Raw genomic sequence first — 23,139 nt, 5'->3', positions numbered from 1 at the left:
GCGTCGTACGGGCTCCGCGGGGTACCGCTACTCCTCCTGGGCCGCCAGGCTCATCGGCCCGTAGACCTCGCGCTCCTCCTCGAACAGCCGGACCTGCGCGACACCCTTCTCGGCCAGCTCGCGCCAGATCTCGCCCAGCCAGCTCTCGGCGTCACCCTGCGCGGAGAACTCCGCACCCGTCAGCTCACCCGGGTCGGCGGTCTCACCGGTGGCGGTCTCGAACCGCCAGGTCCAGCTCATGAGCCCGGCCGGGTCTGCGGCGAGTTCTGCGCGGTCTTGGCCGGGTCGCGCTCGACGATGGTGCCGAGCACCTCGTCGATCTGCTTCAGCAGACCGTCCTCGAGCTTCACGCCGGCCGCCTTCACGTTCTCGGTGACCTGCTCGGGCCGGGAGGCGCCGGTGATCGCCGAGGAGACGTTCGGGTTCTGCAGCACCCAGGCGATGGCGAGCTGGGACAGCGACAGGCCGACCTCGTCCGCGATCGGCTTGAGCTCCTGCACCCGGGTCAGCACGTCGTCGTTCAGGTAGCGGCTGATCATGTCCGAGCCGCCCTTGTCGTCGGTCGCCCGCGACCCGGCCGGTGGCTGCTCGCCCGGCTTGTACTTGCCGGTCAGCACGCCCTGCGCGATCGGCGAGAAGACCACCTGGCCGATGCCGAGCTCCTCCGAGGCGGGCACCACCTCGGCCTCGATCGTGCGCCAGAGCATGCTGTACTGCGGCTGGTTGGAGACCAGCGGGATGTGCAGCTCGCGGGCCAGCCGGTGGCCTTCGCGAAGCTGGTCGGCGGTCCACTCCGAGGTGCCGATGTAGAGCGCTTTACCGGACCGGACGACGTCGGCGAAGGCCTCCATCGTCTCCTCCAGCGGCGTCTCGGTGTCGTACCGGTGGGCCTGGTAGACGTCCACGTAGTCCGTCTTCAGCCGCTTGAGCGAGGCGTTGATCGACTCGTGGATGTGCTTGCGGGACAGCCCGACGTCGTTCGGTCCGCCCGGCCCGGTCGGCCAGTAGACCTTGGTGAGAATCTCCAGCGACTCGCGCCGCTGCCCCTCCAACGCCTCGCCGAGCACGGTCTCCGCGGCGGTGTTGGCATACACGTCGGCGGTGTCGAAGGTGGTGATCCCGGCCTCCAAGGCCGCCTTCACACAGGCCAAGGCCCGCTCGTTCTCCACCTGCGAGCCGTGCGTGAGCCAGTTGCCGTACGAGATCTCGCTGACCTTCAGGCCGCTGTTTCCGAGATAACGAAAGTCCATGCCCCGACCCTACTGCGAGAAACTCGTGCACGCGGTGTCGATCCGGGCGGGTCTCACTCGTGTAGGTGATGACAGGCCGGACCAAGCGAAGGAGTGAGTCGGATGACGCAGTACCTGCTGGGAGTGCAGTTCGTGGAGGGTGAGTCGGCCGAGAGCGCGCCGGGCGCCGTCGACGCGGTGAACCAGGACATGGTCGCCCAGGGCGTGTGGGTGTTCGGCGGCGGGCTGGAGCCCCGCTCGACCGCCTCGGTGGTGCGTGCCACCCAGGGCGACCTGCTGATCACCGACGGGCCGTTCGCGGAGAGCAAGGAGTACATGGCCGGCTTCTGGGTGATCGAGGCGCCGGACCTGGAGACCGCCCATGCCTGGGCCGGCCGCGCCGCGCAGGCCTGCGGACGGCCCATCGAGGTCACCCCGTTCGACACCTGATCACTCGCCGAACAGCATCTGGGCATCGCCCTGGCGCTGCTGGCGGCGGAAGTAGACCGGGTCGGCGAACGTGGCCGCGACCTTGCCGAGGCCCTGGATGACGGTCGCGGTGCCGTTGGCGTGGCCGACGGCGTACAGGTGGCCCGACCGGGTTTCCTTGTCGATGCCGATCAGCAGCGTTCCGTACTGGCCGCACTTCTCGGCCACCAGCGCGTCGAAGCCCTGCCAGGTGGAGTCGCGGACCTTCTTCACGATCGGCTTCAGCGGCGAGGTGCGGGGGAGCCGGATCGTGTAGAGCGCGCCGCTGCGGGTGTTGGCCAGGAAGGTGTCGTAGGTGAGGGTCTGGCTGATCATCGCCATCGTCTTCACCGCCGCGAAGCCGGTCGCGGTCTGCTTGTTGCTCCAGATGGAGTAGCCGCCGCCGGTGCCGCGGAGCATCTCCCACCGGCTCAGCGTTCCGTCGGCGCGCAACGCGTACTGCGTCATCGGCTTCGCGAGTTGCGGGTTGCCGTCGTACAGGGTGGTCTCGAAGTAAGTCGTGCCGCCCCAGCCGCCACCGATCCGCTGGTACGTCGGCCTGGTGCGATCGACCTCACCTTGCTCCGTCACCAGGTAGCTGCCGTAGTACAGGGTCGAGCCCATCACCACGATGCCGCTGGACGAGAAGCCGTAGCCGGTGACATCCGGGTCCTGCGTCACCGCACTGGCTACCGAGACGGCGCCGGCCGGGAAGACGCCGGTGTACGTCTTCTCCGCGGGCGGCGGCGAACCGACCGTGATCAGCTTGCCGTTGTGCCCACCCCCGGCCGTCACAGACCCGACATTCACGGAGCAGGCAGCCGCTGCGGCCCTGCTCGTTGTCGCGCGGGTCTCCGAGGCCACGGCAGCCCCGGGGACGATTCCTGCGACCAGCAGGGCGGCAACAGCTGTGCACCCTGCGGTGCTCGATCGAACGGACATGGCCGGCCCTTCGGCTCGCAGTACGGAGTAGGTGTAGTACCTACTCCGATACCGCGAAGGACCGAAAAGTTATGCCGGCTTCTCGCCGCGGGCGACCATCGGCTTGGGGAGGCGCCAGCGGCGCATCTGCATGGTGCGGCGGACGGCGTAGAAGCCGATGCCCTTGGCCGGGTCGTCGGGGAACTTCGCCTTGATCGCGCGCTTCAGGCCGCCGGTGAGGATGAACCAGTCGCCGGCGATCGCGACGATCATCACCAGGAACAGGATGTTGACCGCGCCCGGCAGCCACAGGAAGGCCTGCGAGAAGACGACGCCGAGCAGCGAGATGACCAGCAGCACCGGCAGCGCGAACTCCATCACCGACCAGCGGGCGTCCACGTAGTCGCGGGCGAACCGCCGGATGGCGCCCTTGTCGGCGGCCGGCAGGTAGCGATCGTCGCCGGTCTTCATCGCTTCCTGCATCTTGGCCCGCTCGATCCGGACCTTCTCCCGCCGGTACGCCGAGGCCTCCTTGCGGTTGCGCGGCTTCTTCAGCGCCGCCTTGCGGGCGGCCTCGGCCTCCCGCCGGCTCGGGGTCGGGCGGCCCTTGCCACCGGGCTTCGGCTGGGGTGCCGTGGACTCGGTTTGGGACGATGTCTCAGACTTGGTACGACGGAACACGGGGACTGAACCTCATTCAGGGAACTGACGACGCCGGCCTCGGGGTGGTCCCCGGCCTTTGCTCCACTTTATCCGGGCCGGTCCTGATGGTGTGGTGACCCGCAGGGACATAGGGTGGTTGACACGCACGCCGGGTCACCTCCGGCACAGAAGGGGTACGGATATCGATGAGCATCTTCAGGCGGATGTCGACGATCTTCAAGGCCAAGGCCAATACGGCCTTGGACAAGGCCGAAGATCCTCGCGAAACCCTTGACTACTCGTATCAGAAGCAGCTCGAACTGCTGCAGAAGGTACGCCGCGGCGTGGCTGACGTGGCCACCAGTCGGAAGCGGGTCGAGCTGCAGGCATCCCAGCTGCAGTCGCAGTCGCAGAAGCTGCAGGATCAGGCCCAGAAGGCGCTCTCGATGGGGCGGGAGGACCTCGCTCGCGAGGCGCTGACCCGCAAGTCCGGGCTGCAGGGCCAGATCGACGACCTGACCACCCAGCACGCCCAGCTGCAGGGCGAGGAGGAGAAGCTCACCCTCGCGTCGCAGCGGTTGCAGGCCAAGGTCGAGTCCTTCCGCACCAAGAAGGAGACGATCAAGGCCACCTACACGGCGGCCGAGGCGCAGACCCGGATCAACGAGGCCTTCTCCGGCATCTCCGAGGAGATGAGCGACGTCGGCCTGGCGGTCCAGCGCGCCGAGGACAAGACCCAGCAGATGCAGGCCCGGGCCGGCGCCATCGACGAGCTGCTCGCCTCCGGCGCGCTCGACGACGCCTCCGGCACCGCCAAGGACAGCATCACGCTCGAGCTCGAGCGGATGTCGACCGGTTCCGACGTCGAGAACGAGCTCGCCGCGCTGAAGGCGCAGATCGCTCCGGCCGAGGCGCCCAAGCAGATCGCACAGGACGCGCCCGGCGCGGCCCAGCCCCAGCAGCCGGCACAGCAACCCGTGCAGCAGCCGGCCCGACCGCAGGACGGAGACGCGCGATGATCGTCCGGATCATGGGCGAAGGTCAGTACCAGCTCGCCGACGAGAAGCTCGACCAGCTCAACCTGGTCGACACCGACCTGGAGAAGGCCGTCTCGGCCAACGACGAAGAAGGCTTCAAGACCGCCTTCACGGCCCTGCTGGACTTCGTCCGGGCCGGCGAGCGGGTGCCGGACGACGTCCTGCACGACTCCGACGCGATCCTGCCGCCGAGCGACAGCTCGCTGGCCGAGATGCGCGAGCTGATCAGCGGAGACGGCCTGATCGCGGGCTGATTCTGCCGGCCCTCCGTTTCGCACCCCGCGGGACCGCTTCGGCGGTCCCGCGGTACTGCGGGGTGGGCTCGCCAGTGGTGAGGGAAATCCTTTTCCGAGTGAAGGAAATCCTGCGGCCGAACGGCCCGAAAAACCCCGTGCGTAACGCTTCCCAACACTCCGTAGTTACTACTGTCGGACCGCCTTTGCGCGTAGTACCCTCGGTGAACTGCCGTCGACGGGACGGTGTACTTCACGGCGTAAAGCGACCGGGTCCACTGGAGATCGTGACAGAGTGTGACTCAAACCGCAGCCGGTTCACCGGGGGGTGACTAAGGGTGACGGATCATGCCGTCATGGGGGAAGCCGCGTCTGACACAGACGCGACCATAGCTACAGGCCTGTCGTCGACAGGGCTGCCGTCAGCGACGTTGCAGACAGCTGTGACGCCGTCCGAGTACTTCGATCGCCGGCGTCCGGTCTGGGTCGTCCCGGACTCGGTGCCCGCGATCGTGCCGCGTTCGGCGCGGCTGACCGAGCCCCAGTGGGTCGCGGTCTACCGCTGGGCCGCGCTCGGCGGTGACCTGCTCGCGGCCGTGATCGGTGTCTCGATCGCGCTGCTGACCAGGTTCGGCTACCAGGTCGGCGGCGCCTACCTGGTCTTCGGCAGTTTGTTGCCGTTGGCATGGGTCGCGACAGTGGCGATGTCCAAGGGCTACGAGCCGCGCTTCTTCGGCGCGGGGCCGGACGAGTTCCGCTCGATCCTGCGCTCGGGCGCCGGACTGACCGCGGTCGTGGCGATCGTGTCGTACGCGACCAGGACCGAGATCGCCCGCGGTTTCGTCGTACTGGCGATCCCGGCGACCGTCCTGCTCGCGCTGCTGCTGAGGTACGGCCTGCGCCGTGACCTGAGCCGCCACCGGTACCGCGGCCGCTGCATGCGCCGGGTGCTCGTGGTCGGCCGCAACGGCCAGGCGTCCACCTTGAGCGAGCACCTGGAGAAGCGTCCGTCGGACGGTTTCCGGGTGGTCGCGACCTGCCGCCCTCGTGGCGACGGCAGGCCGCACCGCGAGCACGACGCCCTGCTGCTGGGTCCGGACGAGCTGGACGAGGCCGACATCATGGCCGCCGTCGACCGGCACGCCGTGGACGTCGTAGCGGTAGCGTCGGATCCCGAACTGGCCGGCCAGTCGCTGCGACGCCTGTCCTGGGCGCTGGAGCAGCGCGGTGTCGAGCTGATCGTCTCGCCAGGCATCATCGAGGTCGCAGGTCCGCGGATTTCGGTCCGCCCGGTCGCCGGGCTCTCGCTCCTCCACCTGGAGCGCCCGTCGGTCAGCGGTGGCCCGCACCTGCTGAAGGGCGTCTTCGACCGCATCCTGGCGCTGATCCTGGTGCTGATGCTGTCGCCGCTGCTGCTCGGTCTGGCCCTCGCGGTCCGGTTGACCAGCAAAGGCCCGGTGCTGTTCAAGCAGAGCCGGGTCGGCCGCGCGGGCGAAGAGTTCAAGATGCTCAAGTTCCGCAGCATGTACGTCGACGCCGAGCAACGGCTCGGTGAGCTGCACGCGCTCAGCGACGGCAACGGGATGCTGTTCAAGATGCGCGACGACCCGCGCGTCACCAGCCTGGGCCGGATCCTGCGCCGGTTCTCGCTGGACGAGCTGCCCCAGCTGTTCAACGTCCTCCGGGGCGAGATGTCGCTGGTCGGCCCGCGCCCGCCGCTGCCGCAGGAGGTCGCCCTGTACGCCGCGGACGACACCCGCCGGATGCTGGTCAAGCCGGGTCTGACCGGTCTGTGGCAGGTCAGCGGCCGCAGCGACCTGTCCTGGGAGGAGTCGGTCGTCCTCGACCTGCGCTACGTGGACAACTGGTCGATGACGCTGGACCTGCTGATTCTGTGGAAGACGGCCCGCGCGGTGATCCGCGGCTCCGGGGCCTACTGATGGGAGAGAGAGTGGACAGCCGGCTGGACCGGAACGCCCGCGTGTACGTCGCGGGACATCGCGGCCTGGTCGGCTCGGCCATCTGGCGCAAGCTGCGGGCCGAGGGCTTCACCGACCTGATCGGGGCGAGCTCGAAGGAGCTCGACCTGCGGGACCGCGACCAGACCTTCGCGTACTTCGCCGAGCACCGCCCGCAGGTGGTGATCGACGCGGCCGCCAAGGTCGGCGGGATCCTGGCCAACCGCGACCACCCGACCGAGTTCCTCAGCGACAACCTGCGGATCCAGGTCAACGTGATGGACGCGGCGCTGTCGGTCCAGGTGCCGCGGCTGCTGTTCCTCGGCTCGTCCTGTATCTACCCGAAGTTCGCCGAGCAGCCGATCAAGGAGTCGAGCCTGCTCACCGGCGAGCTGGAGCCGACCAACGACGCCTACGCGATCGCCAAGATCGCCGGCATCATGCACGTCCAGGCGGTCCGCCGCCAGCACGGGCTGCGCTGGATCTCGGCGATGCCCACCAATCTGTACGGGCCGAACGACAACTTCGACCTGACCAGCTCGCACGTGATGCCGGCCCTGATCCGCCGGTTCCACGACGCGAAGCAGAGCAACGCCGACGAGGTCGTCCTGTGGGGGACCGGAACGCCCATGCGGGAGTTCCTGCACGTGGACGACCTGGCCGACGCGAGCCTGCACCTGCTGGAGACCTACGACGAGCCGGGGCCGATCAACGTCGGCGTCGGCTCGGACGTGTCGATCCGCGACCTGGCCGGCATCATCGCGAAGGTGGTCGGCTACACCGGTGCCATCGGCACCGATCCGTCGAAGCCGGACGGCACACCGCGCAAGCTGCTCGACGTGAGCAAGCTGAGCGCCCTGGGCTGGAAGCCCGGTATCGACCTCGAGGAGGGCGTGGCCAGTGTCTACGCCTGGTACCTCGACAACGGGAGGGAAGACCGATGACCGCGACCACTGGCGGCCACACACCGGAGCACGCGGTCGGGGGATCCGCGAAGAAGGCTCTGATCACCGGAATCACCGGGCAGGACGGTTCGTACCTGGCCGAGCTGCTGCTCAGCAAGGGTTACGAGGTGCACGGCCTGATCCGCCGCGCCAGCACCTTCAACACGCACCGGATCGACCACCTCTACACGGATCCGCACGAGCAGGACAAGCGCCTGTTCCTGCACTACGGCGACCTGACCGACGGCTCGCGCCTCGTCACGCTGCTCGCCTCGATCCAGCCCGACGAGGTCTACCACCTGGCCGCGCAGAGCCATGTCCGGGTCAGCTTCGACGAGCCGGAGTACACCGGCGACACCACCGGGATGGGCACCACCCGGCTGCTCGAGGCGATCCGGATGATCGGCCTGAACTGCCGCTTCTACCAGGCCAGCAGCTCGGAGATGTTCGGCGCGACGCCGCCGCCGCAGAACGAGGAGACCCCGTTCTACCCGCGGTCGCCGTACGGCGCGGCCAAGCTCTACGGGTACTGGATGACCCGCAACTACCGCGAGGCGTACGACCTGTTCGCGGTGAACGGGATCCTGTTCAACCACGAGAGCCCGCGCCGCGGCGAGACCTTCGTGACCCGCAAGATCACCCGGGCGGTGGCCCGGATCAAGCTCGGCCAGGAGAAGCGGCTGTACCTGGGCAACCTGGACGCCTGCCGCGACTGGGGCTACGCCCCGGAGTACGTCGAGGGCATGTGGCGGATGCTGCAGCACGACCAGCCGGGCGACTACGTGGTCGCCACCGGTACGTCGTACTCGGTGAAGGACTTCGTCGAGCTGGCGTTCCAGCACGCCGGGATGGACTGGAACGAGTTCGTCGACTACGACGCCCGGTATGAGCGGCCGACCGAGGTCGACTCGCTGATCGGCGACGCGTCCAAGGCGCAGACCGAACTGGGCTGGAAGGCCCAGGTGCACGTGCCGGAACTGGTCCGCATCATGGTGGACGCCGATCTCGCCGCCCTGACCCGCGAGGACTGACCGATGACGACTGGGACGACTCAGGACCGGGTCGACGTGCTGGGGATCCATGTCAGCGTGACCGACATGGACCACACCGTCGGCACCTTCGCGCGCTGGATCGACGCCGGCGAGCGGCACCTGGTCTGCGTCTCGGACATGAACGCGCTGCTGCACGCCCGGGCCGACGGTGAGCTGACCAAGGTCTACAACACGTCGGGGATGACGCTGCCCGACGGGATGCCGCTGGTCTGGGCCGGCAAGAAGGCCGGCTTCGACCGGATGGAGCGGGTCTGCGGGCCGGACCTGATCGAGCGGGTGATGGCCGAGTCCGAGCAGCATGGTTGGTCGCAGTACTTCTACGGCGGTGCCGATGGCGTCGCCGAGCAGTTGCGGGACACCTTCACCGCGAGGCATCCGGGGCTGAAGGTGGCGGGGGTCTACTCGCCGCCGTACCGGGCGCTGAGCGAGGCCGAGGACGCGGAGATCGTCGACAAGCTGAACGCGGCCAAGCCGGACATCATCTGGATCGGTCTCGGCGCGCCCAAGCAGGAGCGCTGGATGGCCGAGCACCGCGACCGGCTGGACGCGGCCATCCTGATCGGCGTCGGCGCCGCCTTCGACTTCCACACCGGCCGGCTCGACCGCGCGCCGGAGTGGATGCAGAAGGCCGGCCTGGAGTGGAGCTACCGGCTCTACAAGGAGCCGAAGCGGCTGTGGCGTCGCTACGTCCTGGGGATCCCGCGGTTCGGGGTCGGCATTCTGCGTCAACCGCCGCGGCCGGTCGCTTGAAGCTGTCGAAACTGGCCGGGCCCGCGGGCCGGGCGAGCTGGGGGCTTGCTGACCAAGCGCTGTCGAGCCTGAGCAATCTGGCCGTCGGCGTGCTGGTCGCGCGCAGCGGCAGCGTGGCCGACTTCGGCATCTACGCGCTGGCCTTCGGCGGCTACACGATCGCCCTGAACGTCTCCCGGGCGGTCGCCACCGAGCCCATGTCGGTCCGGCACTCCGGCGACCGCAGCCCGGCCTGGGAGCGAGCCGTCCGGGCCAGTACTGCGACCGCGCTGTTCGCCGGCCTGATGGGGATGGTGGTCGGCCTGGCCATCGCGCTGTTCCCCGGGGTGCCGTCCAAGGGCGTGCTGATCGCCTTCGCGGTCACCTTGCCCGGGCTGCTGCTGCAGGACGCCTGGCGCTGGGCCTTCTTCGTCGTGGGGGAGGGCCAGAAGGCCTTCTTGAACGACCTGATCTGGTTACTCGCGATGGGCGCGATCTTCGGCGGGCTCTACCTGACCGGAGCGGTGTCAGCGTTCTCGCTGACGCTGGGCTGGGGCTTGGGAGCGGTGATCGCCGCAGTGGCCGGCCGGTTCCAGGCAGGCGTGGCACCGCGGCGCCAGCTGATCCGGGAGTGGTTGCTGAGTCACCGGGACCTCACGCCGAAGTACGTGGGGGAGATGCTGGCGGTCAGCGGCACGATTCAGGTCTACATGCTGGGGATCACCGCAGCCGCCGGACTGGTCGCCACCGCGGGTATCCGCGGTGCGCAGGTCCTGCTGGGCCCTGTGAACGTCCTGAACCAGGGGATCCGCATGATCGCCGTACCGGAGGCTGCGCGGGCTCTGAAGCACTCCTACCGGCGTCTGTGGCTGGTAGGGCTGGCGATCTCACTAGGAGTCGGCGCCGGCGCTCTGGCCTGGGGAGCGGTCTTCCTGCTGCTCCCTGAGGCCGTCGGGCGGGAGCTGCTCGGTCCTGGCGTCTGGGCTCAGGCCAGGACGGTCCTGGTGCCTGTGATCCTGCTCCAGGCACTAGGAGCGTCCAATGCGGGCGCCTTCGCCATCCTGCGCGCTCTGACGGCCGCCAGCAGAGGCCTGCGCGTCAGGCTGGTCTCCTCCGTCATCCTGATCGTCACGGGTGTCGGAGGAGCCTTCCTGGAGGGCCCCAAGGGTGCTGCGTGGGGCCTGGCCATCGCCTCGTTCATTACGTTGCTGCTGTGGTGGCACGAGGCGAGTCGTGCCATCACAGCGCACCGCCTTACTTCACAGTGACTGCGGCAAACCCACCGCGTACTGCGTTGTTGCCGTCGTAGACCTCGATCCGGTACTGCTGTGACGTCCCGGACGGGGCCGTGGTGTCGGTCAGGGTTACGTTCGGGCGGCTCCAGAAGGTGGAGTTCGCCGTAGTGGTGGCCACGACCGTGTTGGTGTTGCCGCGCAGCAGCCGGTAGGTCAGCGCGATGTCGTCGTTGTCGAGCGACGTCTGGATGGTCGCCTTGACCTGGCCGGTCGTCGTACTGGACAGGGTCGGCAGGACCGGGCCCAGGGGAGCAGCGCCGGGGCCCAGGTTGCTGAAGCGGGTCAGACCCTGCTGGTTGGCGCCCAGGACCTTGGTGAAGTCGCCACCGACCCACAGGTCGGTGCCACCGGTCGCCGAGACCAGCGGGCCGACCTCGGTGGGCGGGCCGGCGTTGGTGTTCGGGAACCACGGGCCGAGTGCTCCGGTGGCCGGGTTCTGCAGCAGCAGGAAGTGTGCTCCGGTGCCGTCCGCGAAGGCGCCCGGGCAGCTGTGCGCGTGCGAGCCCTTGAAGAGCCAGCCGTTGACCATCGTGATCGTCTCGGTGGCGCCCAGGCAGGTGTTCTTCCAGACCAGGTTGCCGGTGGCAATGTTCGCCGCCCAGGTCCCGTCGAAGCAGCCGCCGCCGTCACCGGCGTTGGAGAAGTAGACGACGTCGCCGCTGGTCTCGATGTCCTTGACCCGCGAGGTGCACCGGCTGTTCGGCAGCGGCACCGCCGAGGCGGCCGCGAACGGGAGCAGCGCCCCGGTGGAGTTGTTGACACTGGCAACGGCCCAGCGGCTGACGCCGCCGATCTTGGCGAAGGTGCCGCCGAGGTAGACCTTGGAGTTGTCGTCGGCCGCGTCGATCGCGTAGACATCCGCGTCGGCGTCCGGGTTCCACGCCTGCAGCGTCCCGTCCACCGTACTGATCGCCGCGGCGCGGTTGCGGGCGACGCCGTTGACCAGGCCGAACGAGCCGCCGAAGTACAGGCTGTTGCCGCCGACGGCCAGCGTCTTGACCCGGTAGGAGACGTTCGGCTTGATGTTCGGCAGCAGTGCGCCGGTGGTCGCGTCGAAGGCGGCGATCCGGTTGCGGACCTGGCCGTCGACCCGGGTGAAGTCACCGCCGATGTAGATCTTGGAGCCGTCCGGAGAGGCGACGATCGACCAGACCAGGTTGTTCAGCGTGTGGTTGAAGCCGGTGTCGAGTGCCCCGGTGGTCTGGTTGAAGGCCGCCAGGTAGGTCCGGACGGTCTGGTTGGTGCCCGACGCGGCGCCGGGCGGGCGGACCTTGGTGAACCGGCCGCCGACAAAAGCCTTGCCCTTGGCAACGGCCAGGCCGAGCACGGCCGCGTCGGTCTGCCAGGTCGCGCCCGGTACCGCGGTCAGTGAAGCTCCGGTGCTGGTGGCCGGCAGCGCGGGCACGACGGCCAACGCCAGGCCGGCCGCTGCGAGCGCAGCAGTCATCCTTCGTAAACGCATGGTTTCCCCCTGTCGTGCCGGACCCCTCCGGCACCCTTGAACGTCCGATGACCCCTCACCGGTTGCGGTGGGGCCCGCCTCGAAGAGACCGGCCCCACCCCGTATATCTACCGAGCGTCGTAATGCGTTACGACCTGGTCGCCGTCCAGCGCGACCGGGTACACCGCGACCTCGTCGACGTCACCGTCGATACCCGCGTTCGACGGGCCGTTCGGCCAGCCGCCCAGGTTGTCGGCGCCGATCCGCCAGTAGCCGGTGTAGCTCTCGGCGGCGGCGGTGTTCTGGGTGCCGAGCAGCACCCCGTCCAGGTAGAACTTCTGCGAACCGGGCGAGAACGTGCCGACCACGTGGTGCCACTGGCCGTCGTTGGTCCCCGCGGCCGAGCTGATCGTCCTGGTCGAGCCGTCGTAGAGGCCGAAGACGACCGCTCCGTCGTTCTGCAGGTAGATGTGCCGGTCGTACTGGCTGCTGGTCCCGTTGGAGCTGTTGCCGAAGCCAACGATCTTGCCGCCGCCGGTCGAGGTGGTCTTGTACCAGGCCTCGACGCTGAAGTTCTGCGGCTGGCTGGCCACGGTCTGCCCGATCAGCCGGCTGGAACCGTCGAAGTGACCGGCCGTGTTGCCACCACTGGTCAGTACGCCGGGCACGCCGAGCGTGACACCGGAGTACGGGCCGACGTTGCCCTGGCCGGACGAGTCGGTCGCGTTGGCCGTCCCGTTGGCCTCCCCGAGCCGCCAGTACGCCGTGGGGCCGTCTGCCAGCACCTGCTGGTCGTACGGCGCGTCCACACTGGCCACGGTCACCGCGGCCGAGTAGTCACCGCGGAGCGTGCTGTTCCCGTCGGTCACCTCGATCCGGTAGACCTGCGAGGATCCCGGCGTGAGCCCGGAGTCGGTGAAGGACAGCCACGGCCGGTTCCAGAACCGCGAGTCGGCCGTGTACGTCGCCACCACGGTGTTGCTGAAGCTGCGCAGTACCCGGTAGGTCAGGGTGATGTCGTCGTTGTCGAGGACGGTCTGGAAGTTCACCTTGACCTGGCCGGCCTTGTAGCTGACCGGGATCACCTTGGCCGGCTTGCCCGGAGCCGCGCCCGGTCCGGTGTTGGTGAAGCGGGCCAGACCCTGCTGTCCCGCGCCGTTGACGGTGCTGAAGTCGCCACCGACCCAGAGGTCCGAGCCGCCGGTCGCGGAGGCCAGCGGGCCGACCTGAGTGGGAGCACCCGTGTTGGTGTTCGGGAACCACGGACCGAGCTCTCCGGTGTCGAGGTTCTGGGTCAGCAGGAAACGGCCCGCACCCTGCGGGAAGCCGCTGCCGCCCTGGTAGCTGCAGTCGTGCGCGTGCGAGCCCTTGTAGAGCCAGCCGTTCACGACCGTCACCGTCTCGGTCGCGCCGAGGCAGTTGTTCTTCCACACCAGGTTGCCGGTGGCAACATCTGCCGCCCAGGTGCCGTCGAAGCAGCCGCCGCCGTCACCGGCGTTGGCGAAGTACACCCGGTTGCCGCTGGTCTCGATGTCCTTGACCCGCGAGGTGCAGCCCGGGTTCGGCAGCGGTACGGCGCTGGCGGCCGCGAACGGCTGCAGTGCCCCACTGGCCGGGTCCAGGCTCGCCACGGCCCACTGCGCCGTACCGTTGATGTTGGCGAACGTGCCGCCGGCGTAGACCTTGCTGCCGTCGTCGGCCACGTCGATCGCGTAGACGTCGTTGTCCGCCTCGGGTGCCCAGGGGAGCAGCGCGGCGGTGCTCGTGGTGACCGCGGCCAGGCGCGGCCGCGCGACGTTGTTGACCAGCCCGAACGAGCCGCCCAGATAGACCGTGCTGCCGGAGACGGCGAGCGCCTTGACCCGGTACGAGACCGACGGCTTCCAGTTGGAGACGAGCGCCCCGGTGGCGGTGTCGAACGCCGCCACCCGGTTGCGGGTCTGGCCGTCGACGGTGGTGAAGTCGCCGCCGACGAAGACCCGGGTGCCGTCGGCCGAGGCCGCGACGGCCCAGACCATTCCGTTCAGGGTGTGGTTGAACCCGGTGTCGAGTGCCCCGGTGTTCTGGTTGAACGCGGCCAGATAGGTCCGCGCGGTCTCACTGGTGCCGGCCGCCGCCCCCGGTGGCCGGACCGTGGTGAAACGCCCCCCGGCGTACGCCTTCCCGTTCGCCACCGCGAGTCCTTGCACGCTGGCGTTGGTCTGCCACGCCGGGCTCGACAGAGCCGACAGCGAAGCGCCGATGCCCTGCGCGGGTGCCGGTGCCAGCAAAGCTGCCACCAGCAGACCGCCCAGCGCTAAAATCCCCACCTTCTTCACTACATCCCCCCTCAAGGATGTCCTCCCCGCCGCCTGGTGCGGCAGGGAGGTCAGATAGCCCCCGCTACGGGACCTTCACCGTGACCGACGGGCCCTTCATGATGTTGCGCCCGTCGTGGATCTCGATGTGATAGCTGACCGTCTGGCCCTTCTTGACGCCCTTGTCGACCACGACGATCGTCTTGCGCGTCTGCCAGTAGTACGTGGTGAGCTTCTGCGAGCTGATGTTCGTCGCTCCGCGGAACACGTTGTAGGTCAGAGACAGGTTGTCCAGGTCGTAGCTGTCCTGGAAGTGGACGCCGATCTGGTTGGTGACCGCACGCGACAGGGCCGGAGCCTTCGGTGCCGCCGGCGCCGCGCCACCCGCGGCGTTGGTGAAGCGGGTCAGGCCCTGCTGGACCTTGCCGTTGACGTGCAGGAAGTCGCCGCCGACCCACAGGTCGTTGCCGCCGGACGCGAACGCCAGCGGGCCGACCTTGGTGGTGCTGCTCGGGTTGGCGTCGGTGTTCGGGAACCACGGGCCGATCTTGCCGTCGATCGCGCTCTCCACCAGCAGGTAGTGGGTGCCGGTCCCGTCCGGGAAGGCACCGCTCGAGCTGCAGTTGTGCGCGTGCGAGCCCTTGTAGACCCAGTTGCCGATCGCCTTGACCGCCTCGGTGGCGCCCAGGCAGTCGTTCTTCCACAGCAGCGCGCCGGTGGTCGCGTCGGCCGCAAGCACACCGTCGTAGCAGCCGCCGCCGTCGCCGCCGTTGGAGACGAACACCTTGTTGCCGAGCGTGTCGATGTCCTTGACCCGGGTCCGGCAGCCCGGCTTCGGCTTCGGGATGGCGGCCGCGGCGGGCATCGAGAAGGCGGCGCCGGTGGTGTTGTTCACCATCGCCAGCGAGTAGTGGTCCTTGCCGTTGATCTTCGCGAACGGGCCGCCGACGAAGACCCGGGTGCCGTTGTCGGACAGGTCGACCGCGTAGACCTCGTCGTCGGCGTTCGGGTTCCACGGCAGCAGGTCGCCCTGGATCAACCGGACCGCGGCCAGGTAGTTGCGGACCGTGTTGTCGACCCGGCCGAACGAGCCGCCGAAGAAGACGCTGTTGCCGAAGATGGCGATCGCCTTCACCCGGGTGGCCACCGACGGGTCCCAGGCCTGCACCATCTTGCCGGTGGCAACGCTGAACATCGCGATGTGGTTGCGCTTGACACCGTTCACGGTGGTGAAGTCGCCGCCGATCACCACCCACTTGCCGTCCGGGCTGGTCGCGATCGCGTAGACGGCGCCGTTGAGCTTCGGCGCGAACGCCAGCGGCGCGCCGGTGGTGCGGTTGAACGCCGCGATGTAGGTGCGGGCCGTCTCGCTCTGCCCGGCGGCCTTGCCCGGTGGGCGGATCCGGGTGAACAGACCGCCTGCGTACACAGTGTTACCGGAGACTGCCAGAGCGTTGACACTGGAGTTGGTCTGCCACGACAGCTGCTTGATCGCGGACACGGCGGACGCGAATCCGGACGTGGCTGCCTCCACCGGTGGCCCGGAGGGGATCAGCGCCGCGCCGAGCACGGCAGCAGCGGTCACAACTGCCAGAACGAGCTTTTTCATCAACTTCCTTAGGACTGGGCGGGGGGAAAGTCCATTAGCGTCCGAAATCTAGCGCCGGTGGGAGACCAACTGGAAGGCAGGCTCCCACCGGCGTTATGACTTTGTGCTATAAGGCTTTGACCGTCCGCTCAGCGGTGCAGCGGTTCGCTTGTGATCAGCCGGCGTTGTAGTGCGAGGTGACCTGGTCGGCGCTGAGTGCGTACGGGTAGACCGCCGCCTCGTCGATGACCATGCCGGTCTGCGTCGCGCCGCCGCCGGACCAGCTGTTGGTGGTGTCGTAGCCGACCCGCCACCAGCCGTAGTACAGCGAAGCCTGTCCGACCGTCTGGCTGCCGGCCAGCACGCCGTCGACGTACAGCTTCATCACCCCGTTGTCGAAGGTGCCGACCGCGTGGTGCCAGGCGCTGTTGTTCTTGTTCGACGTGCTGTTGATGGTGCGCTGGCTGCCGTCGTTGACGCCGAAGGTGACCTGACCGTTGGAGCGCAGGTAGAGCATCCGGTCGTTGGCGCTGCTGTTACCGGTCTTCGAGTTGCCGAAGCCGATGATCCGGCCGCCGCGGGTGAAGCTCTGCTTGAACCAGGCCTCGACGGTGAACTGCTGCGGGAAGCTGTAGGCCTTCTCGCCGGGCATCCGGCCGTTGCTGGCGCTGATCGTGGCCGCGGTGTTGCCGGCCACCTTGCCGGCCGTGCCGAGCGTGACACCGGTGTACGTGCCGTTGTTGCTCTGACCGGACGAGTCCACCGAGGTGGTGGTGCCGGACGCCTCGCCGAGCCGCCAGTACGCCTGCGGGCCGTCGGAGCTGATGATCTGGTCGTACGCCGTACTGGTGCTGCTCGCCACCGTGAGCGGGTCGGAGTAGTTGCCCCGGATCGTCGTGGTGCCGTCGGTCACCTCGACCCGGTAGTTGGTCACCTCACCCGGCGTCACGTTGGTGTCCGTGTAGTGCAGCCACGGCTTGTCCCACGGCGTCGAGCTGGCGGTCCAGGTCGCGATGGTGGTGTTGGTGAAGCCCTTCAGCAGCCGGTAGGTCAGCGTGCTGTCGTCGTTGTCCAGGACGGTCGGGAAGTGGATCTGGACCTCGCCGGCCTTGACCGAGTAGGGCAGCAGCTTGGCCGGCTTGGCCGGAGCGGCGCCCGGGCCGGTGTTGGTGAAGCGGGTCAAACCCTGCTGGCCGACACCGTTGGTGAGGGTGAAGTCTCCACCGACCCACAGGTCCGAGCCGCCGGTCGCGAAGGCCAGCGGGCCGACCTCGGTGGGCGGACCGGCGTTGGTGTTCGGGAACCACGGGCCGAGCTTGCCGTCGGCCGGGTTCTGGGTGAGCAGGAAGCGGTAACCGAAGCCCTGCGGGAAGCCGCCGGCGCCCTGGTTGGCGCAGTCGTGCGCGTGCGAACCCTTGTACAGCCAGCCGTTGATCAGCTTGACCGCCTCGGTCGCGCCCAGGCACTGGTTCTTCCACTTCAGCGTGTTGGTCGAGATGTCGACCGCCCAGGTGCCGTCGAAGCAGCCGCCGCCGTCGCCGCCGTTACCGAAGTACACGGTGTCGCCGGAGGCGTCGATCGACTTGACCCGGGTGGTGCAGCTGCCGTTCGGCGGCGGGACCGCGGAGGCGCCCGGGAAGGGCAGCACCGCGCCGGTCACCGGGTCGAGGCTGGTGACGGTGTTCTGGTTGGTGCCGTTGACGGTGCTGAACTGGCCGCCCGCGTAGGCCTTGGAGCCGTCGTCGGCCACGTCCACGGCGTACACGTCGCCGTTGGTGGCAGGGGCCCAGGGCAACAACGTGCCGAGGTCGGTAGTGACGGCGGCGAGCCGGAGCCGGTCGACGCCGTTGACCAGGCCGAACGAGCCGCCGAAGTACACGGTGCTGCCGGAGACGGCGATCGACTTGACCCGGTAGGAGACCGAGGGCTTCCAGTTCGTCACCAGCGCGCCGGTGGCGGTGTCGAAGGCGGCGATCCGGTTGCGGGTGACGCCGTTGACGGTGGTGAAGTCACCGCCGACGAAGACCCGGGAGCCGTCGGCCGAGGCCGCCACGGCGTACACCTGGCCGTCGAAGACCGGGTTGAACGCGGTCACCAGGTTGCCGGTGGTCGCGTCGAAGGCCGCCAGGTACGCCTGGCCGACCTCGTTGGTGCCCAGCGGCGAGCCCGGCGGGCGGACGCTGGTGAACCGGCCACCGACGTAGGCCTTGCCGGCCGCCACGGCGATGCCCTGGACGCTGGCATTGGTCTGCCAGACCGGGCTGTCCTGCGCTGACAGCGAGGCCTGGATGCTCTGGGCCGGCGGCGCCAGCACCATCACTCCGGCTCCAGCCACCAGTGCGCCGGCCAGGCCAAGGCGCGCCAAAAGCCATTTCTTCTTCATCCTGCGGTGTCCCCCCTCGGACCGGCGTCTACCCCGACGCCGTACAAGTGATCCCGTTGTGTGGTAGTCCCTAAAATCCCCCGAGACAGAGTAGGCCACAGAAAGTGAGCTTTGGCCAGTCTCCTAACGGCCAGTCCCGGCGAGTTGCCAGGAATCGTGACACAGCGTGAGCGTTACGGGCGATTGTTGCTTCCATCAACGGCATGATCGGGCCAAACTGGTACACCGACCGTGACCTGACTCAGGTAGGGACTGCCACGCCGATACCTATATCCTGGCCCCGGCAAGGATCCGGTCACCTGGCGTGACGGAATGCGCCGAGTGAGGATTTAGGGGGACCACCGGATGGAACCGGGCACTGTGGTCTGGCGGGACACCGCCCAGTCACTTCTGCGGCACAAATGGCTGATCATCGGCTGCGTGCTGCTGGGCATCGGCGGCGCGGCGTTCTTCTCGTTGTCGCAGACCGAGCGCTGGACCGCCTCCAGCCAGGTCGTGATCGGCCCGGCGGTTCCGCCCGCCCTGGTCGGCAAGCTGCCCACCGGCTCGGACAAGAGCGGCCCGCTCGGGCTCGACCTGCCGGCCGAGACCCAGGCCCGGGTGATGGCCAGCCCGCAGATCCTGCGCGAGGTCGCCAAGTTCCTCCAGATGCCGACCACGGACGACTCGGTCCAGGCGCTGGCCGGGGTGACCCGGGTCAAGGCGGTCACCGACAACGCCTACCTGATCACCATCGACGGCCCGACCGCCGACGAGGCCGTCCGCCGGGCCAACGCGATCGCCCAGATCTACCTGGCCCAGCGCAGTACCGAGGCCAAGACGCTGCTCACCACGCTGGCCAGTCAGGCCACCGACCGGGCCAAGAGCGCCAACCAGCAGTCGAAGAACCTGTCCAAGGAGATCACCGAGGCGCAGGGACGAGGCGACACCCAAGAGGCGAGTTCGCTGCGTGACCAGCGGGTCGGTCTCGCCTCCGAGGCCAGGCAGGCCGCCGACGAGGCCGCCGCGATGCAGAAGGCGCTGACCGGTGTCGGCGCGAGCAGCACGCTCGTCACCCCGGCCACCAAGGACACTGCCTCCTCGTCACCGCTGGTGATGCGCGACATCACCGTCGGCGCGATCCTCGGCCTGGTGCTGGGCTTCGGTCTGGCCCTGGTCAGCACGCACCTGAGCCCGTTCATCCTGACCCGCGACCAGGCCGCCCGGGCGGCGAGCGCGCCGGTGATCACGGCCGCGATCGGCCAACGCCGGTACCGGCTGGGCTTCCGCTTGCGGTTCTGGCTTCGCGCGGCGCCGCAGCTGGGGCCATCGGAGATCACCGCTCTCGGCACCGAGGCGAGTGGCGCGCTCGCCCGCCGCGAGCTGAACCCGAAGGGGATCGGCTCCAGCGGCGCCGGCGCACTGCTGGTCGTCTCCGCCTCACCGACGCCGAACTCGGCCGGGATCGCGCTGGCGATGGCCGAGGCCAGCGCCCGCGACGGCCGCGAGACGCTGCTGGTGCTCGCCGACCTGCGGCGTACGCCGGTGCTGTCGCACCTGACCGATCACGAAGGCCTGACCGATCTCGTCAACGAGCCGGCCGCGACGCGCGCGGTACGGGCTCGCAAGATGTTCCGTCCGGGCACGGTGGCCGATCTCTACGTGCTGCCGCCCGGCCTGAGCCGCGACGAGTCGGCGCTGGCCGTCGGCCCGTCGCTGGTGGCCGGCATCGTGGCGGATCTGCCTCCGGGGTACTCGGTCGTCATCCACGGTCCGGCCTCGGTCGGCCGGCACGGGATCACGCCGCTGGCCGCGGCGGTGGACGCGTCGGTGCTGGTGGTGCAGGTCGGTCAGGACAAGGAGACCGACCTGACCCGGCTCACGGCCGCGCTGAAGTTCGCGGGCGCGCCGGTGCTGGGCGTCGTACTGATCGGCTGCTCGAAGCACGACGACTCGCTGGGCATCCCGCTGAACTACACCCCGGCCGAGACCGCTGCACCGCCGTTGCGCTGACGGGCCGGTGACCATGACGCTGACGGCACCCCCGGTGCCCGGGACCACGGACGACGCGGAGACAGGGAAAGCGACCTGGCTCTGGCTCGTCATGTGGTGCCTGCTGGTGCTCGGCGTGCAGCCCTGGTCCTCCCGGGCCGCGGCGCCGCAGGGATCGACGGGCTCGACCAACAGCCTGATGAAGGGCGTCCTGCTCGGGGCGATCTTCCTGATCTGCCTGGCCGCGACGAAGCCCGGCTTCCGGACCCGGGCGAGTCCGTCCACCACCTTGTACGTCGCCTACGCGATGTTCGCCACCGCCACCGCGTTCCTGCTCGCGGATCCGGGCGGCCCGCTGCTGCGGCTCGCCCGGTTCATGATCGGCCTGATTCTGCTGTTCATGCTGTGGCGGCCGTTGATCCGGGTGCCGGAGCGGCTGGTCCGGGCGCATCTGTTCGCGCATCTGCTGCTGGCGTTGACCGTTGTGCTCAGCGTGATCTGGCGACCCTCGGTGGCCTGGCGGCCGCTCAGCTCGTTCGGTACGGGGTATCGCCTGCAGGGCGTGCTGATCCCGATGCTGCCGCCGCGGGTCGGCGAGGTCGGCGCGATCCTGCTGGGGCTGGCGATCATCGCGTTCTTCGCCCGCAAGATCTCGTTCATCCCGGCCGGCGTGATGATCGGGATCGGCGTCGTCCTGGTCGCAGCCAGCCGGACCCGTACCGCGGCCGCCGCGGTCGCTGTCGGTCTGGTGCTGGCGCTGTTCCTGACCCGCAAGACCTGGTTCGCCCGAATAGCGTCGATCTCGGTGCCGGCCCTGCTGGGGCTGGCCTTCCTGGTGATCCCGTCCCTGCAGACGTGGTTGCTGCGGGGCCAGGGCACCAAGCAGATCAGCTCGCTGAGCGGCCGGACCACCAGTTGGCAGTACGTGCTGGACGAGGACGTCTCGCTGCAGACCGCGATCATCGGCCACGGCCTCGGCAACAAGCGGGTGCTGTTGCGTCGCGGCGAGGGCGACATCGACGTGATGGCGATCGACAACAGCTGGCTGAGCCTCTACTGGGAGACGGGGCTGCTGGCCGTCACCATCGTCGGCATCGCGTTCATCCTGGCCTGGATCTCGGTCCTTCGCGCGCCGACGCCGTACATCAAAGCGAGCGGCGCGCTGCTGCTCGGCTACGTGACGGTTGCCTCGCTCAACGAGAGCGGCCTGTCCGACCTGAGCTCAATGACGCTGCACCTGTTGGTGGCAGCTGCCGTCTGCGATGCCGACCGGCTGAGAGCCAAGGCGCATCCGCCGCCGCCCAAACCAGTCAAACAGCGCTACATCTAACCGGTGACGCTGTCCTTGTCGAAGCCGGCCGCCTGCCACTGCTCCCAGGTCATCGTCTCGCCGCGATAAGCGAAGCGCTGTGCCTGCTGGTCGCCGATCCGGTAGCTGTTCCGGCTGAACCGGATCGCGCCGTCCTTGGCCGGGGACTCCTTGTTCTCGACGACTCCGGTGCTGGCGGTCTGCTCGTCCATCACCACCTGGTTCGCCTCGATCACCACGTCGGCCAGCACGTACAGCCCGCGTGGCCCGTCGCCCCGGGTGCGTGACTGGAGCGCGATCCCGTTCCGGTTGCCCTTGATCAGGTTGCCGATCACCTTGACCCCGGCCGAGGTGTTCACGTTGATCCCGCCGCCGTCCCACAGGCTCGGCCCGGAGCCCCGGCCGGTCCCGAATCCGTTGCTCTCGACAACGTTTCCGGAGATGGTCGCCTGGTAGCTGATCTCGTACCGGATCCCGTCCGCGGCGTTGTCCCGGATCCGGTTCCCGACGATCATCCGGTCGTACTCCGCGATGTCGCTCCACATCCCGATCCCGCGGTTCGCGACGATGTCGTTGCCGGACACCTCGCCGGACGACCGGGTCGACTTGATCCCGCCGGACTCCCAGTCCGCGATCCAGAATCCGTCGGTGTTGTTGCGGGTCACCAGGTTCCCGGTGATCTTCACGTCGGCCGAGTTGTACTGCCCGATCCCCAGTTGCCCGTTGTCGGCGACCGTGTTCCCGCTGACCGTCGCGCCGTCACCCTGGATCACCATCACCCCGACGCCGTGGTTCCAGCGGACCTCGTTGGCGATCACCTTCCACCCGTCGCCGGCCTCCAGGGCGCCGCCCTGCGGCAGGCTGGCGAAGTGCTCGATCGTCAGTCCGCGGACCGTCACGTCGTTCGCCGAGACCTGGATCGCCGTCGGCGTGCTCGACATCTCGACGGCCTTGCCGGCCGGATCGTCGGCGAGATAGACGGCACTGGCCTCGTAGTCGCCGTAGAACGTCCCCGGCTTCAACTGCTCGAGGCTCATCACGCGAGTCAGATGCACGCCATCGACGAAAACCTGCTCACCCCGCTGGCAGGGGTTCGTCTTCTCGTCCTCGCACTTGCCCTTCAGCTTGTACGCCACCGGCAACACGCCGCGCACGACCCAGCGGTTCCCATCGGCCTGCCAGCCGGTCAACTGCACCGACCCAGTCAGTACTGCGCCCTCGCTGCTCGCCAAGGTCGACCCGTCCACCGGCCGGAGCGCACGTTTGATCCGATGCAGCCCCTTGCTGAAGCAGAACGTCTTGGCGGCCGGGTTCGCATCGAGCACGTCCTGCGGCTCGACGCCGACCGGGATCGCCACCCCGACGCACTTGGCCGCGGTCGCCGGCCCGGTCGGCCCGAGCTTCGCGCTCGCCGCCGCCGGCGCCGCGGTCGGGATCTCGACCTTCGGCTCGTTCGCCGTCGGCGCTGCCTTGTCATCGCTGCAACCAGCAACCAAGAAGACGGCGAGCACCACAACACTCGCCGACCTGAACCCGCGTGCCATCAGTTCCCCCACACCAGCCGACCCCGAAAGTTGCCCAACTATAGGTCAGCCGCCGGTCCCACGATCGTAACTGTACCTTTCGTAAGGTACAGTTACGA

19 protein-coding genes are annotated in these 23,139 nt (G+C 68.7%); 10 read left to right on the top strand and 9 right to left on the bottom strand.

Going from position 1 to position 23,139, the window contains the following annotated elements; genetic code table 11:
• Window positions 1-27: 27 nt before the first annotated feature.
• The gene (locus AB0P21_RS06765; protein ID WP_363694296.1) at window positions 28-240 is read right to left on the bottom strand and encodes a hypothetical protein; all 213 of its coding nucleotides are present in this window, start codon (window positions 238-240) and stop codon (window positions 28-30) included.
• Window positions 237-1,250 carry an aldo/keto reductase family protein gene (locus tag AB0P21_RS06760; RefSeq protein ID WP_363694295.1) on the bottom strand — a complete coding sequence of 338 codons (1,014 nt, stop codon included), beginning with the start codon at window positions 1,248-1,250 and terminating at the stop codon, window positions 237-239. Before AB0P21_RS06760 ends, AB0P21_RS06765 begins: the two co-directional genes overlap by 4 nt.
• Window positions 1,251-1,352: 102 nt before the next feature.
• Here AB0P21_RS06760 and AB0P21_RS06755 point away from each other — a divergent pair, with 102 nt between their 5' ends.
• Complete coding sequence (locus AB0P21_RS06755) at window positions 1,353-1,679, top strand: YciI family protein (protein WP_363694294.1); 327 nt, start codon at window positions 1,353-1,355, stop codon at window positions 1,677-1,679.
• On the opposite strand, the gene AB0P21_RS06750 is transcribed toward AB0P21_RS06755, so the two are convergent.
• Together AB0P21_RS06750 and AB0P21_RS06745 are read right to left on the bottom strand one after the other, a co-directional pair.
• Window positions 1,680-2,639, bottom strand: a complete 960-nt coding sequence (locus tag AB0P21_RS06750) for a hypothetical protein (RefSeq protein WP_363694293.1) — start codon at window positions 2,637-2,639, stop codon at window positions 1,680-1,682.
• 69 nt (window positions 2,640-2,708) lie between these two features.
• A complete protein-coding gene (locus AB0P21_RS06745; protein WP_363694292.1) occupies window positions 2,709-3,299 on the bottom strand; it encodes a DUF3043 domain-containing protein in 591 nt (196 codons plus the stop codon).
• A gap of 167 nt (window positions 3,300-3,466) precedes the next feature.
• Between AB0P21_RS06745 and AB0P21_RS06740 the strand changes: the two genes are divergently transcribed.
• The 7 genes from AB0P21_RS06740 to AB0P21_RS06710 all read left to right on the top strand — a co-directional run bounded on the left by AB0P21_RS06740 (window position 3,467) and on the right by AB0P21_RS06710 (window position 10,481).
• On the top strand, window positions 3,467-4,279 hold the full coding sequence (locus tag AB0P21_RS06740) for a PspA/IM30 family protein (protein WP_363694290.1): 813 nt from the start codon (window positions 3,467-3,469) through the stop codon (window positions 4,277-4,279).
• Window positions 4,276-4,551, top strand: a complete 276-nt coding sequence (locus AB0P21_RS06735; protein ID WP_363694288.1) for a hypothetical protein — start codon at window positions 4,276-4,278, stop codon at window positions 4,549-4,551. The genes AB0P21_RS06740 and AB0P21_RS06735 overlap by 4 nt, the downstream gene beginning before the upstream one ends.
• Window positions 4,552-4,973: 422 nt before the next feature.
• Complete coding sequence (locus tag AB0P21_RS06730; protein ID WP_363694287.1) at window positions 4,974-6,470, top strand: sugar transferase; 1,497 nt, start codon at window positions 4,974-4,976, stop codon at window positions 6,468-6,470.
• On the top strand, window positions 6,470-7,432 hold the full coding sequence (locus AB0P21_RS06725) for a GDP-L-fucose synthase (RefSeq protein ID WP_363694286.1): 963 nt from the start codon (window positions 6,470-6,472) through the stop codon (window positions 7,430-7,432). Before AB0P21_RS06730 ends, AB0P21_RS06725 begins: the two co-directional genes overlap by 1 nt.
• Window positions 7,429-8,463 (top strand): GDP-mannose 4,6-dehydratase, encoded by a 1,035-nt coding sequence (gmd, locus tag AB0P21_RS06720; protein WP_363694284.1) that lies wholly within the window; start codon window positions 7,429-7,431, stop codon window positions 8,461-8,463. The genes AB0P21_RS06725 and gmd overlap by 4 nt, the downstream gene beginning before the upstream one ends.
• Window positions 8,464-8,466: 3 nt before the next feature.
• The gene (locus tag AB0P21_RS06715) at window positions 8,467-9,234 is read left to right on the top strand and encodes a WecB/TagA/CpsF family glycosyltransferase (RefSeq protein WP_363694282.1); all 768 of its coding nucleotides are present in this window, start codon (window positions 8,467-8,469) and stop codon (window positions 9,232-9,234) included.
• Window positions 9,231-10,481 (top strand): hypothetical protein, encoded by a 1,251-nt coding sequence (locus tag AB0P21_RS06710; RefSeq protein ID WP_363694280.1) that lies wholly within the window; start codon window positions 9,231-9,233, stop codon window positions 10,479-10,481. The genes AB0P21_RS06715 and AB0P21_RS06710 overlap by 4 nt, the downstream gene beginning before the upstream one ends.
• On the opposite strand, the gene AB0P21_RS06705 is transcribed toward AB0P21_RS06710, so the two are convergent.
• The 4 genes from AB0P21_RS06705 to AB0P21_RS06690 all read right to left on the bottom strand — a co-directional run bounded on the left by AB0P21_RS06705 (window position 10,468) and on the right by AB0P21_RS06690 (window position 18,217).
• Complete coding sequence (locus AB0P21_RS06705; protein WP_363694278.1) at window positions 10,468-11,955, bottom strand: fibronectin type III domain-containing protein; 1,488 nt, start codon at window positions 11,953-11,955, stop codon at window positions 10,468-10,470. The genes AB0P21_RS06710 and AB0P21_RS06705 overlap by 14 nt on opposite strands.
• A 122-nt stretch (window positions 11,956-12,077) precedes the next feature.
• Window positions 12,078-14,282, bottom strand: coding sequence for a LamG-like jellyroll fold domain-containing protein (locus AB0P21_RS06700; protein ID WP_363694276.1), 2,205 nt, complete (start codon window positions 14,280-14,282; stop codon window positions 12,078-12,080).
• Between the two features lie 49 nt (window positions 14,283-14,331).
• Window positions 14,332-15,855: a fibronectin type III domain-containing protein gene (locus AB0P21_RS06695; protein ID WP_363694275.1), complete on the bottom strand. Its 1,524-nt coding sequence runs from the start codon at window positions 15,853-15,855 to the stop codon at window positions 14,332-14,334.
• A gap of 154 nt (window positions 15,856-16,009) precedes the next feature.
• Complete coding sequence (locus AB0P21_RS06690; protein ID WP_363694273.1) at window positions 16,010-18,217, bottom strand: LamG-like jellyroll fold domain-containing protein; 2,208 nt, start codon at window positions 18,215-18,217, stop codon at window positions 16,010-16,012.
• Between the two features lie 345 nt (window positions 18,218-18,562).
• On the opposite strand from AB0P21_RS06690, the gene AB0P21_RS06685 reads away from it, so the two are divergent.
• A complete protein-coding gene (locus AB0P21_RS06685) occupies window positions 18,563-20,209 on the top strand; it encodes a Wzz/FepE/Etk N-terminal domain-containing protein (RefSeq protein WP_363694271.1) in 1,647 nt (548 codons plus the stop codon).
• Between the two features lie 13 nt (window positions 20,210-20,222).
• Window positions 20,223-21,518: an O-antigen ligase family protein gene (locus AB0P21_RS06680; RefSeq protein ID WP_363694269.1), complete on the top strand. Its 1,296-nt coding sequence runs from the start codon at window positions 20,223-20,225 to the stop codon at window positions 21,516-21,518.
• Here the strand turns inward: AB0P21_RS06680 and AB0P21_RS06675 are convergent.
• Entirely contained in the window at window positions 21,515-23,041 is a 1,527-nt protein-coding gene (locus AB0P21_RS06675) for a right-handed parallel beta-helix repeat-containing protein (RefSeq protein WP_363694268.1), read from the bottom strand. The two genes, AB0P21_RS06680 and AB0P21_RS06675, sit on opposite strands and share 4 nt — an antisense overlap.
• Window positions 23,042-23,139: the final 98 nt, after the last annotated feature.

The sequence above is a fragment of the Kribbella sp. NPDC056861 genome, assembly GCF_040687575.1.
Lineage (GTDB): Bacteria > Actinomycetota > Actinomycetes > Propionibacteriales > Kribbellaceae > Kribbella.
This window is presented reverse-complemented; position numbering and strand designations above follow the sequence as displayed.

What these genes read in the sequence shown, in the direction of transcription:
- AB0P21_RS06765 (WP_363694296.1), bottom strand. Translation starts at nt 240, where the DNA reads ATGAGCTGGACCTGGCGGTTCGAGACCGCCACCGGTGAGACCGCCGAC.
- AB0P21_RS06760 (WP_363694295.1), bottom strand. Translation starts at nt 1,250, where the DNA reads ATGGACTTTCGTTATCTCGGAAACAGCGGCCTGAAGGTCAGCGAGATC.
- AB0P21_RS06755 (WP_363694294.1), top strand. Translation starts at nt 1,353, where the DNA reads ATGACGCAGTACCTGCTGGGAGTGCAGTTCGTGGAGGGTGAGTCGGCC.
- AB0P21_RS06750 (WP_363694293.1), bottom strand. Translation starts at nt 2,639, where the DNA reads ATGTCCGTTCGATCGAGCACCGCAGGGTGCACAGCTGTTGCCGCCCTG.
- AB0P21_RS06740 (WP_363694290.1), top strand. Translation starts at nt 3,467, where the DNA reads ATGAGCATCTTCAGGCGGATGTCGACGATCTTCAAGGCCAAGGCCAAT.
- AB0P21_RS06735 (WP_363694288.1), top strand. Translation starts at nt 4,276, where the DNA reads ATGATCGTCCGGATCATGGGCGAAGGTCAGTACCAGCTCGCCGACGAG.
- AB0P21_RS06725 (WP_363694286.1), top strand. Translation starts at nt 6,470, where the DNA reads ATGGGAGAGAGAGTGGACAGCCGGCTGGACCGGAACGCCCGCGTGTAC.
- gmd (WP_363694284.1), top strand. Translation starts at nt 7,429, where the DNA reads ATGACCGCGACCACTGGCGGCCACACACCGGAGCACGCGGTCGGGGGA.
- AB0P21_RS06715 (WP_363694282.1), top strand. Translation starts at nt 8,467, where the DNA reads ATGACGACTGGGACGACTCAGGACCGGGTCGACGTGCTGGGGATCCAT.
- AB0P21_RS06705 (WP_363694278.1), bottom strand. Translation starts at nt 11,955, where the DNA reads ATGACTGCTGCGCTCGCAGCGGCCGGCCTGGCGTTGGCCGTCGTGCCC.
- AB0P21_RS06695 (WP_363694275.1), bottom strand. Translation starts at nt 15,855, where the DNA reads ATGAAAAAGCTCGTTCTGGCAGTTGTGACCGCTGCTGCCGTGCTCGGC.
- AB0P21_RS06690 (WP_363694273.1), bottom strand. Translation starts at nt 18,217, where the DNA reads ATGAAGAAGAAATGGCTTTTGGCGCGCCTTGGCCTGGCCGGCGCACTG.
- AB0P21_RS06685 (WP_363694271.1), top strand. Translation starts at nt 18,563, where the DNA reads ATGGAACCGGGCACTGTGGTCTGGCGGGACACCGCCCAGTCACTTCTG.
- AB0P21_RS06680 (WP_363694269.1), top strand. Translation starts at nt 20,223, where the DNA reads ATGACGCTGACGGCACCCCCGGTGCCCGGGACCACGGACGACGCGGAG.
- AB0P21_RS06675 (WP_363694268.1), bottom strand. Translation starts at nt 23,041, where the DNA reads ATGGCACGCGGGTTCAGGTCGGCGAGTGTTGTGGTGCTCGCCGTCTTC.